The sequence below is a fragment of the Delftia sp. PX-1 genome (assembly GCF_055797465.1).
The window spans coordinates 5,907,525-5,918,753 of record NZ_CP184763.1 but is presented as its reverse complement, the minus strand read 5'-3'; the positions used below and the strand labels follow the sequence as shown (position 1 = coordinate 5,918,753).

Annotated in this window: 9 protein-coding genes; 6 read left to right on the top strand and 3 right to left on the bottom strand. The window is 68.1% G+C overall.

All coding sequences use genetic code 11. The features are described 5' to 3' along the window. Positions 1–13: 13 nt before the first annotated feature. Together ACN20X_RS27040 and ACN20X_RS27035 are read left to right on the top strand one after the other, a co-directional pair. Positions 14–1,678, top strand: a complete 1,665-nt coding sequence (locus ACN20X_RS27040) for an amidohydrolase (RefSeq protein ID WP_473210062.1) — start codon at positions 14–16, stop codon at positions 1,676–1,678. Position 1,679: 1 nt separating this feature from the next. Further along, the gene (locus ACN20X_RS27035; protein ID WP_473210061.1) at positions 1,680–2,639 is read left to right on the top strand and encodes a CobW family GTP-binding protein; all 960 of its coding nucleotides are present in this window, start codon (positions 1,680–1,682) and stop codon (positions 2,637–2,639) included. On the opposite strand, the gene ACN20X_RS27030 is transcribed toward ACN20X_RS27035, so the two are convergent. Further along, positions 2,614–3,534, bottom strand: coding sequence for a LysR family transcriptional regulator (locus ACN20X_RS27030; RefSeq protein WP_012207461.1), 921 nt, complete (start codon positions 3,532–3,534; stop codon positions 2,614–2,616). The genes ACN20X_RS27035 and ACN20X_RS27030 overlap by 26 nt on opposite strands. Before the next feature lie 166 nt (positions 3,535–3,700). On the opposite strand from ACN20X_RS27030, the gene hglS reads away from it, so the two are divergent. Both hglS and ACN20X_RS27020 read left to right on the top strand, forming a co-directional pair. Then, positions 3,701–5,116 carry a 2-oxoadipate dioxygenase/decarboxylase HglS gene (gene hglS / locus ACN20X_RS27025; protein WP_046239259.1) on the top strand — a complete coding sequence of 472 codons (1,416 nt, stop codon included), beginning with the start codon at positions 3,701–3,703 and terminating at the stop codon, positions 5,114–5,116. Positions 5,117–5,239: 123 nt separating this feature from the next. Then, positions 5,240–6,517 carry an aminotransferase-like domain-containing protein gene (locus ACN20X_RS27020; RefSeq protein WP_473210060.1) on the top strand — a complete coding sequence of 426 codons (1,278 nt, stop codon included), beginning with the start codon at positions 5,240–5,242 and terminating at the stop codon, positions 6,515–6,517. Between the two features lie 108 nt (positions 6,518–6,625). Here ACN20X_RS27020 and groL read toward each other — a convergent pair whose 3' ends face one another. Together groL and groES are read right to left on the bottom strand one after the other, a co-directional pair. Further along, positions 6,626–8,269: a chaperonin GroEL gene (gene groL / locus ACN20X_RS27015; protein WP_016445455.1), complete on the bottom strand. Its 1,644-nt coding sequence runs from the start codon at positions 8,267–8,269 to the stop codon at positions 6,626–6,628. A gap of 48 nt (positions 8,270–8,317) precedes the next feature. Then, on the bottom strand, positions 8,318–8,608 hold the full coding sequence (gene groES / locus ACN20X_RS27010; protein ID WP_016445456.1) for a co-chaperone GroES: 291 nt from the start codon (positions 8,606–8,608) through the stop codon (positions 8,318–8,320). Positions 8,609–9,667: 1,059 nt separating this feature from the next. On the opposite strand from groES, the gene ACN20X_RS27005 reads away from it, so the two are divergent. Together ACN20X_RS27005 and ACN20X_RS27000 are read left to right on the top strand one after the other, a co-directional pair. Continuing rightward, positions 9,668–10,189 carry a sigma-70 family RNA polymerase sigma factor gene (locus ACN20X_RS27005; RefSeq protein WP_016445457.1) on the top strand — a complete coding sequence of 174 codons (522 nt, stop codon included), beginning with the start codon at positions 9,668–9,670 and terminating at the stop codon, positions 10,187–10,189. Then, complete coding sequence (locus tag ACN20X_RS27000; protein WP_016445458.1) at positions 10,186–11,187, top strand: FecR domain-containing protein; 1,002 nt, start codon at positions 10,186–10,188, stop codon at positions 11,185–11,187. The genes ACN20X_RS27005 and ACN20X_RS27000 overlap by 4 nt, the downstream gene beginning before the upstream one ends. The last annotated feature ends 42 nt before the right edge of the window (positions 11,188–11,229 follow it).

Genomic DNA, 11,229 nt, shown 5'->3' with positions numbered 1-11,229 from the left:
AGCACCCGCCACCATGAGCATCACCGTCTACGCCGCCCGCAAGATCATCACCATGAACCCCATGCAGCCCGAGGCCACGCACGTGGCCGTGCGCGACGGGCGCATCCTCGCGGTCGGGGACCTGGCGCGCTGCACGGCCTGGGGCGAGTGCCGCATCGACGAGCGCTTCGCCGACCAGGTGCTGCTGCCCGGGCTGGTGGAGGGCCACTGCCACCTCAAGGAGGGCAGCATGTGGGACTGGACATACACGGGCTGGTTCGACCGGCGAGACCCCGATGGCAAGACCTGGCCCGGCCTGCGCTCCATGGATGCCGTGGTGGACCGCCTGGCCGAGGTGGCGGCGCGCATGGATGCGCAGGGCCTGCCGCCCGGACAGCCGCTGATCGCCTGGGGGTTCGATCCCATCTACTTCGGCGGCGAGCGCATGACGGTGGAGCACCTGGACCGGGCCGCCGCAGGCCGTCCCGTCGTGATCTCGCATGCCAACGGCCATTTGATGAACGTCAACAGCGCCATGCTGCGCCTGGCCGAGATCACGCGCGACAACGAGGTCGAGGGCGTGGTGCGCTTTGCGCCCGGCCACGCCCTGGCCGGCGAGCCCACGGGCGAGCTGCAGGAGCCGGCCGCCATGTTCCTGGTGCTGCGCAAGATCGGCAACGCCGGGCTGCTGGCGCCCATGACCGAGGCTGGCGTGCGCTCCTTCGCTCGCCTGGCCTGCCGCCAGGGCGTGACCACGGCCACCGACCTGGTCAACAAACTGGGTGAGCAGGACTGCCGCGTGCTGGAGGCCGCGCTGGGCGACGACCAGGTGCCCATCCGCATCCTGCCCGCCTTCCAGGCCTTCCACGGCACGCATGGCGCCGAGGCCGGTGCCGAGCATGTGCGCACGCTCATGGCGCGCAACACCGACCGGCTGCGCTACGGCCTAGTCAAGATGATGCTGGACGGCTCCATCCAGGGCTTTTCGGCACGCCTGCGTTGGCCCGGTCACTACAACGGCGCGCCCAACGGCATCTGGGTCACCGCGCCCGCGCAGTACGAGGCCGATTTCGAGACCTACCACCGCGCAGGCCTGCTCATCCATACGCACACCAATGGCGACGAGGCCAGCGAGGCCGCCATCGACGCCATAGGCCGCGTGCTGGCCCGCGCGCCCCGGCCCGACCACCGTCACACGCTGCAGCATGGCCAGATGATCGATGCGCCGCTGTTTCGCCGCATGGCGGCGCTGGGCCTGTGCGCCAACCTGTTCGCCAACCACCTCTGGTACTGGGGCGACCAGCACTACGAGATGACCATGGGGCCGGACCGCGCCATGCGGCTCGATGCCTGCGCCAGTGCGCTGGCCGCCGGCGTGCCGCTGGCCATCCATTCGGATGCGCCCGTCACGCCGCTGGGGCCGCTGTTCACCGCCTGGTGCGCGGTCCACCGGATCACGCCCAAGGGCCGCGTGCTGGGCGCGGCCGAGCGCCTGACCGTGGCCCAGGCCCTGCATGCCGTCACGCTGGGCGCGGCCTGGACACTGAAGCTGGACCACGAGATCGGCAGCATCGAATGCGGCAAGCGCGCCGACTTCTGCGTGCTGGAGGACGATCCGCTGTCCCTGGACCCCATGGTGCTCAAGGACCTCCGGGTCTGGGGCACGGTGCTGTCGGGGCGCGTCTTCAAGGCGGCATGACATGGGACAGCGGTTGCCGTTCACGGTCATCGGCGGCTTCCTGGGCGCCGGCAAGACCACGCTGCTCAACCACTGGCTGCGCCATGCGGATGGGCAGCGGCTGGCCGTGCTGGTCAATGACTTCGGTGCGCTCAACATCGATGCAGGCCTGATCAAGGCCCACAGCGGCGACACCATCGCGCTGACCAATGGCTGCGTGTGCTGCCAGATCGGCGATGACCTGTCCATGGCCCTGATCGGCGTGCTGCAGCAGCGCGAGCGCTTCGACGCCGTGGTGGTCGAAGCCAGCGGCGTCTCCGACCCCTGGCGCATCGCCCAATTGGGCCTGGCCGATCCGGGTCTGGCGCTCGATGGAGTCATCGTGGTGCTGGATGCCGGCACCTTGCTCTCGCAGGCCGCCGATCCGCTGCTGGCCGACACGCTGCAGCGCCAGGTGGCCCGGGCCGACCTGGTCATCGTCAACAAGACCGATCTGGCCGATGCCCGGACCCTGGAGCGCGTGCACGGCTGGATAGCCAGCCACGCGCCAGCCGCGCAACGCTGCGATGTGCGCGAAGCCCGGGTGCCCGTGCAACTGCTCAGCGGCGCAGCCCTCCTACGTGGTGCGCGGGAGGTCTCATGGGGTACTGGCACTGCGCGCCCCATGCATGGCCGGCAGTTCGAGACCTGGTCCTGCCAGCCGCCCGGAGGGCTGTGCGAGACGGCCCTGCAGGCGTGGCTGCAGGCCATGCCGGCTGGCGTGCTGCGGCTCAAGGGCGTGGTGCAGACCGGGGCGGGCCAGTGGAGCGAGCTTCAATTTGCCGGGCGCAGCGGCCGGCTGCGCGCCGCATCAGCGCCCGTGCAGCAGCAGCAGGTGCCCGCCATCGTGGCCATCGGCCTGGCCGGGCAGCTTCCGGTGGCCGCGCTGCAGGCGCTGGTGGCAGGCGCTGCGGGCGTCAGGGCTGCGGGCCGTCCCGCATGAAATCCTGGGCTGCCTGCTGCAGCCACTCGCGCAGGCTTTGCAGCGGCGGGTAGTTGCCGCGGCTCGTGGGCCAGGCCAGGTAGTAGCGCTCGGCGCTTTCCATCTCGGGCAGATGGGGCAGGGCACGCACCAGATCGCCCTGTGCGAGTTCGCGCTCGATCAGAAAACGTGGCAGCAAGGCCACGCCCACGCCGGCGATGGCGGCCTGGGCGGCGGTGGCGAACTGGTCGAACAGCATGCCCTGGCCCTCGGCCATGGGCGCATGGTGCACGGACAGCCAGCGCTGCCAGGCATCGGGGCGCGATGCCAGGTGCAGCAGCGGCGCCTGCAGCAGGTCCTGGGGCTGGGCAAAGCCATGCTGGGCCAGCAGGGCGGGGCTGCAGGCAGGCACCACGGTCTCGCTCATCAGAAAGGCCAGCTCGGCGCCCGGCCAGTGCGGCAGGCCGAAATGGATGGCGGCGTCCACGGCTTCGAGCTGGAAGTCGAACTGGGACAGCCGCGTCGTCAGGTTGATGGTGATGCCCGGGTGGGCGCTGAAGAACTGCGGCAGGCGCGGCGCCAGCCAGCGCGTGCCGAAGGTGGGGAGGATGGCCAGGTTCAGGCTGCCGCCGCGCGGGTTGGCCCGAAAGCCCAGCGTGGCCGTGGAGATGCGCATCAGCGCGCCCCGGATTTCCTGCGCATAGGCCTGGCCGGCCGGGCTCAGGCGCACGGTCTGGCGCTCGCGCACAAAGAGCTCCGCCTCCAGCCGCTCCTCCAGCGCGCGGATCTGGCGGCTGACGGCGCTTTGCGTCAGGTGCAGCTCGGCCGCAGCTGCCGTGAAGCTCTGGTGCCGGGCCGCCGCCTCGAAGGCGCACAGCAGGGACATGGGGGGCAGGAAACGGCGGGACAGCAGCATGGCAGAGGGCGGTGGGGCAATCGTGGGAGGGGCATTCTGTTTGGGAATGACCTATGGGCCTGATTATCGTTTGACCAGGCTCAAGGCGCAGACCTAGCATGCGTGCCAGGAATCCACTCTGCCGCAGGGCTGCCCTGTGGCTCCAACTTCAGTCCCCACGAGCACCATGTCCTCTACGCCTGCCCACACCTTCGTGCCCTCCGACGAGATCCGCGCACGGTTTTCCAGCGCCATGTCCGAGATGTACCGCGATGAAGTGCCCCAGTACGGCACGCTGATCGAACTCGTGGCCGACATCAACCAGCGCACGCTGCAGGCCGAGCCTGAGCTGCTGGCCCGGATGCAGCGCAGTGGCGAGCTGGCCCGCCTGGGCGTGGAGCGCCACGGCGCCATCCGCGTGGGCACGGCCGCCGAGCTGTCCATGCTGCGCCGCCTGTTCGCCATCATGGGCATGGAGCCCGTGGGCTATTACGACCTGTCGGTGGCCGGCGTGCCCGTGCACTCCACGGCCTTCCGTCCCGTCAGCGATGCCGCGCTGCTGGCCAACCCTTTCCGCGTCTTCACCTCGCTGCTGCGCCTGGACCTGATCGCCGACGAGGCGCTGCGCGCCCAGGCCGCCGCCATCCTGGCGCGCCGCAACATCTTCACCGAGCGCGCGCTGGCGCTGATCGCCCAGTCCGAGGCCAACGGCGGCCTCACCGATGCCGAGGCCGATGAATTCGTCGGCGAGGCGCTGGAGACCTTCCGCTGGCACAGCGAATCCACCGTGGACGGCGCCACCTACGACGCGCTGCACAAGGCCCACCGCCTGATCGCCGACGTGGTCTGCTTCAAGGGCCCGCACATCAACCACCTGACGCCGCGCACCCTGGACATCGATGCAGCCCAGGCCGCCATGCCCGCACGCGGCATGGACGCCAAGGACGTGGTCGAAGGCCCGCCGCGCCGCGCCTGCCCCATCCTGCTGCGCCAGACCAGCTTCAAGGCGCTCAAGGAGACCGTGCGTTTCGCCGGCGATGCCACGGGCGCAGGCTCGCACACGGCGCGCTTCGGCGAGATCGAGCAGCGCGGCGTGGCGCTCACGCGCAAGGGCCGCGCGCTCTACGACCAGCTGCTGGCCCAGGTGCGCGACATGGGCAGCGCGGGCAGTGCCGCACCCGACTACGGCAGCCGGCTGGCCCAGGTCTTCGAGGCTTTCCCCGACACCCATGAGCAACTGCGCCGCCAGGACCTGGCCTTCTACCGCTTCACGCTGAGCGACGAGGGAGCCGCCCTGGCCGCAGGCGAGGCCGCCGCGGCCGCCGCCTCGGACCTGGACGCCCTGATCGCCCGTGGCCTGGCCCAGGCCGAGCCCATCGTCTACGAGGACTTCCTGCCCGTGAGCGCGGCCGGCATCTTCCAGTCCAACCTGGGCGGCGAAGAGCAAAAGCAGTACGCGGCCCATGCGGCCCAGCAGGCCTTCGAGGCCGACCTGGGTGCCCGCGTGCATGACGAGATCGCGCTGTACGAGCAGGCGCAGCAGCGCTCCATCGACCAGCTGCGCAGCGCGCTGCGCACCCAGGCCGCCCAGGCTGTGGCCTGACCGGCTGCCTGGATGCCGGCTTTGGCCGGCATCCACCCTGTATCCCCTTTCCCGGGGCGCATGCGCAGGCGCCAGGCCTGTGCACGCGCCCCTTTGTTTTTTGCAAAGCCGCAAGAGGCCTTCATGAGCACTGCAGACCTGGGCATTCAGTCGCCCACCGCCCATCTGTTCAACCCGCTGTTCGCACATCCCGAAGGCTCGCCCATACGCGAGCTGTTTCCCTATCTGAGCCGCCCCGGCATGCTCTCGCTGGCGGGCGGCTATCCCTCGCCCAGCCTGTTCGATGCCGAAGGCCTGCAACAGGCCGCGATGGCCGCTTTGCAGCAGGACGCTGCCGCCAGCCTGCAGTACGGCGCCAGCGAAGGCCAGCTGCCGCTGCGCGAAGCCCTGGCCGCGCTGTGCGCCACGCGCGGCATTGCCTGCACGCCGGCCGACATGATCGTGACCACGGGCTCGCAACAGGCCTTCGACCTGCTGGTCAAGGTGCTGGTGGAGCCTGGCGATCCGGTGCTGGTCGAGGTGCCCGCCTACCCGGCCACGCTGCAGACGCTCAAGCTGGCCCAGGCACAGGTCGTGGCCGTGCCCACGGATGAACACGGCCTGGACACCGGTGCCCTGGCCAGCCTGCTGGCCCAGTGGCCCCATGCGCGCCGCCCCAAGCTGCTCTACACCGTGCCCAACTTCTCCAACCCGGGCGGCACGCTGCTGCCCGCGGCGCGGCGCACGGCCCTGGTGGCGCTGGCACGCGAGCATGGCTTTGTCATCGTCGAGGACGATCCCTATGGCGAGCTGCGCTTTACCGGCCAGCGCGAGCCGTCGATCTACGAAACGGGCCTGGCGCAGTGCGGTGCCCAGTCCAACCCCGTGGTCTACCTGTCCAGCCTGTCCAAGACCGTGGCACCGGCGCTGCGCATCGGCTGGATGCTGGCCGACGCCCAATTGCTGCGCCGCTGCACCATCGCCAAGCAGACGGCCGACCTGTGCACCTCGCCGCTGGCGCAGATGATCGCCGCGCACTATCTGCGCTCGGGCCGCTATGCACCCCAGCTGGCCCAGGCCTGCGCCGAGTACGCGGCGCGCATGGATGCGCTGTGCTCGGGCATGCAGTCGGCCCTGGGCGAGCAGATCCGCTTCGTGCGGCCTGCGGGCGGCATGTTCGTCTGGGCGCAGCTGCTGCCGCCACAACGGCATGCGGGCGAGCCCGAGGCCCTGGCCCGGGCGCTGTTCACGGCCGCTGTGGAGCAGGGCGTGCTCTATGTGCCAGGCAAGGCCTTCTTCCCGGCCGAGGCGGCGCAGCAGGCCGGCCTGTGCATGCGCCTGTCGTATGCGGCGCCCACCGTGCCCCAGATCACCGAGGCCGTGGCGCGCCTGGGCCGGGCCTGGGGCCAGGCCGTGTCCTGAGGACATCGGCAACAGCGTTCATGCAATGAAAAAGGCCGCCCGAGGGCGGCCTTTTTCTTGCGGGGCAAACCGGGTATGGCGCAAGGCCTGCCCGGTTGCGGCGGGCAATTACATGCCCATGCCGCCCATGCCACCCATGCCGCCCATGTCGGGCATGGCGGGGGCGCCTTCAGCCTTGGGGGACTCGGCGATCATGGCTTCGGTCGTCAGCAGCAGCGATGCCACGGAAGCGGCGTTCTGCAGGGCCGTACGCGTCACCTTGGTCGGGTCCAGGATACCCATTTCCAGCATGTCGCCGTAGGTGTCGTTGGCGGCGTTGAAGCCGTAGTTGCCCGAGCCGTTCAGCACGGCGTTGACCACCACCGACGGCTCGCCACCGGCGTTGGCCACGATTTCGCGCAGGGGCGCTTCGATGGCCTTCATGATCAGCTTGATGCCGGCGTCCTGCTCGGCGTCGCCGGTCTTCAGTTCGCCCACGGCTTGCTTGGCACGCAGCAGAGCCACGCCGCCGCCGGCCACGATGCCTTCTTCCACAGCAGCGCGGGTAGCGTGCAGGGCGTCTTCAACGCGGGCCTTCTTTTCCTTCATCTCGACTTCGGTGGCAGCGCCGACCTTGATCACGGCCACGCCGCCGGCCAGCTTGGCCACGCGCTCTTGCAGCTTTTCGCGGTCGTAGTCGCTGGTGGCTTCTTCGATCTGGATGCGGATCTGCTTGACGCGGGCTTCGATTTCAGCAGCTTGGCCAGCACCGTCGATGATGGTGGTGTTTTCCTTGCCGATTTCGATGCGCACTGCCTGGCCCAGGTCTTCCAGGGTCACCTTGTCCAGCGCCAGGCCCACTTCTTCAGCGATGACCTTGCCGCCCGTCAGGATGGCGATGTCTTCCAGCATGGCCTTGCGGCGGTCGCCGAAGCCAGGAGCCTTGACAGCCACAACCTTCAGGATGCCGCGGATGGTGTTGACCACCAGCGTTGCCAGGGCTTCGCCTTCGACGTCTTCTGCAATGATCAGCAGGGGACGGCCGGCCTTTGCCACGGCTTCCAGCGTGGGCAGCAGGTCGCGGATGTTGCTGATCTTCTTGTCGAACAGCAGCACGAAGGGGTTGTCCAGCAGGGCAACCTGCTTTTCGGGGTTGTTGATGAAGTAGGGCGACAGGTAGCCGCGGTCGAACTGCATGCCCTCGACGACGTCGAGTTCGTTGGCCAGCGACTTGCCTTCTTCAACGGTGATCACGCCTTCCTTGCCGACCTTGTCCATGGCTTCGGCAATGATGCTGCCCACGGATTCGTCGGAGTTGGCGGAGATCGAGCCGACCTGGGCGATTTCCTTGGAGGTGGTGGTGGCCTTGGATTGCTTCTTCAGCTCTTCCACCAGGGCGGCGACAGCCTTGTCGATGCCGCGCTTGAGGTCCATGGGGTTCAGGCCGGCGGCCACGTACTTGATGCCTTCGCGGACGATGGCCTGTGCCAGCACGGTGGCGGTGGTCGTGCCGTCACCGGCGATGTCGTTGGTCTTGGAGGCCACTTCCTTCACGAGCTGGGCGCCCATGTTCTGCAGCTTGTCCTTGAGTTCCACTTCCTTGGCGACCGACACGCCGTCCTTGGTCACGGTGGGGGCGCCGAAGGAGCGCTCCAGCACCACGTTGCGGCCCTTGGGGCCCAGCGTGACCTTGACCGCGTTGGCCAGGATGTTCACGCCTTCAACCATGCGGGCGCGTGCTTCGCCGCCGAAAACTACGTCTTTTGCTGCCATTTCAATTCTCCGGATTCAGTTGGAAAGTGCGGTTTCGAAGCGCGTGGATTACTTTTCGACGACCGCGAACAGGTCGTCTTCCTTCATCACCAGCAGTTCGTCGCCATGGACCTTGACGGTCTGGCCGCTGTACTTGCCGAACAGAACGCGGTCGCCGACCTTCACGTTCAGGGCGATCACTTCACCCTTGTCGTTCTTCTTGCCGGGACCCACTGCCAGCACTTCGCCCTGGTCGGGCTTCTCGGCGGCGTTGTCGGGGATCACGATGCCCGAAGCCGTCTTGGTTTCGTTTTCGAGGCGCTTGACGATCACGCGATCGTGCAGGGGACGCAGGTTCATACCAACTCCTAAATCATCAACAAAGTTGAAACAAAGACTTGCCGGCCCGGCGGGCCGGCATTCGAAGCAATGTGGGACAGAGGATTGTTAGCACTCATACCCAACGAGTGCTAATAATAAGGCAATTCGGCCAGGTTTCAAGGGGTAGGGCCGGATGTGCCGCAAGACGGCACATCCGGCGCGGAGTGCGGAACGCCACTGATCTTTAGTTTTTTCGGGGCGCGCCCGCGCTGGCCAGCGGCGAAGCGCGGCCTGCAGGAGCACACAGAACTTCCGGCGAAAGGCTGTCGCTGAATCACCATGCAGCCTTGCGGGCTGTGACCTAACGTCGCATCGAAGGCGCCCTGGCCGTGGTGCTGAGCGCACCCAAGATCAGCCAGCCGTGCAGACTGACTGCCCTTGATTAGGCGCGAACGAGACCGAGGCCTCGTCTGGTGACCTCTGTGGTCAGAGGGAGAAAAGCTCCGCCTTCGTGGCACGATGACGGGCCAGTCCTAAAGGGGAGCTTCACCAGGTCGGGTGCGGATGAGGAGCGAAGCATCTGGCGATGCCGCCAGCCCTGAAGCTTGGATGACCACCATGTGGCTGCAACTGATAGGTCACGAGGTGGCCGTGAGCAGCAGCAATCGCTGCGGAGCAGTTGGCAACTGCAGACTTTCTAACGATGGCCTCAGGCTGATCTACGCCCTTCACTGTGCAAAGCGAGAGTGACAGGGACGACCAACACCTGCCGTTGAAGGCTTCCATTGTTGGACGACCGCTTCACCGTTTGGAAGTGGCCAGTCGATTCTTCGGTGCGCCGTGCCTCGCCTCGAAGGCCCCATTTCGCGCTGCACCGCTGATTCCTGTCTACTCAATGCCGTCGCTCCGACTGGTTTCAACGAAGGTGGCATCAGCCCACGATGGTGCTCGCGCCGAGCGTCCGCACTCAGGCGTTGATGCGCAGGTTGGTGCAATGACGATGTAGGATTTGGATACAATGAAAATAAGAAGCATTCTTGTTTGCCGCTGCATATTGCCCCGGTGCCTTTCCTCCTGCTTCACTCGTGCCGCTTTCCCATGCCCGCCGCCGACCGCGCCCTTGTTCCCGATGTCGCCACTCTCTACTCCGACCACCACGGCTGGCTGCTGGGCTGGCTGCGCAAGCGCCTGGGCAATGCCTTTGATGCGGCCGATCTGACCCAGGACACCTATGTGCGCCTGCTGGGCCGCAGCGGCGCCGAGATCCAGGCCATTCGCGAACCGCGTGCCCTGCTGATGACCATTGCCCAGGGTCTGGCCGCCAACCTCTACCGCAAGCGCTGCGTGGAGCAGGCCTATCTGGACGCCCTGGCCCTCATGCCCGAGGCCGTGGCCCAGTCCCCCGAGCACCGCGCCATCGTGCTGCAGACCCTGGTCGAGGTGGACCGCCTGCTGGCCCTGCTCCCACTGCCCGTGCGCCAGGCCTTTTTGCTGTCGCAGATCGACGGCATGAGGCAGGCCGACATCGCGGCTGAACTGGGCCTTTCCGTGCCCACCGTGCGCCGCCATATCGCGCGGGCCGTGGTGCAAGTCTGCTTTCTGGACGACGACGGCGCATGAGCCTGCCCATTCCTCTTGCGGTGCGCGAGCAGGCCGCCGAATGGCTGGTGGAGCTGCAGTCCGATGATCACAGCGCCGGCACGCGCGAGATGCTGGTGCAGCGCCTGCAGCACTGGCGCGAATCCCATCCCGACCATGAGCGCGCCTGGCTGCGCATAGAGGCCATGGGCGCACGCCTGCAGCCGCTGTCCGGTACGCCGGCCAGCGTGGCCCTGGCCCAGGCCGCGCGCACGGCACGCGGGCGCGGGCGGCGCTTGGCGGTGCGCAGCCTGGTCGTGCTGCTGTTCACGGGCGCGGGTGCCGGTGCCGTGGCATGGAGAGGTCCGGCATCCTCGGGCGACTGGCTGGCCGGCCTGGGGGCGGACCTGCGCACGGGCACGGCCCAGCGGCGCAGCCTGCGCCTGCCGGACGGCACCCAGCTGCAGATGAATGCCGACAGCGCGGTCGACCTGGATTTCAGCCCGCAGCAGCGCCTGGTGCGCTTGCGCGGCGGCGACATCGAGGTGGCCACGGCCCAGGGCCTGAAGGATAGTGCGCCGCCCTTGCTCGTCGAAACCCGCCATGGCCGCATACGTGCCCTGGGCACGCGCTTCGTCGTGCGCCAGCGCGGCCAGGGGCCCAGCCGGGTTGCGGTCTTTGAAGGCGCCACGGAGATCGCGCCCCGCGAACGGCCCGGCCACCTCCATCTGCTGCAAACAGGCCAGCAGGCGCAGTTTGACGCTCAGGCCACCACGCCGGCCGGGCCCGCCGATCCGGCCCTGGCAGCCTGGACGCGCGGCATGCTGGTGGCCCAGGACATGCCGCTGGCCGAGTTCCTGGACCAGCTGTCGCGCTACCGGCCCGGCCACCTGGGCTGCGATGGCGCCGTGGCGCAGCTGCCCGTCAGCGGCACCTATCCGCTGGCCGACACCGACCAGGTGCTGGCCATGCTGCTGGCCACCCTGCCGGTGCGCCTGCGCACGGCTACGCGCTACTGGGTGGTGGTCGAGCCGGCCTGATTTCCTGGCTCTTGTCGATCCTGGCTGATCGCTTTTCGCGTC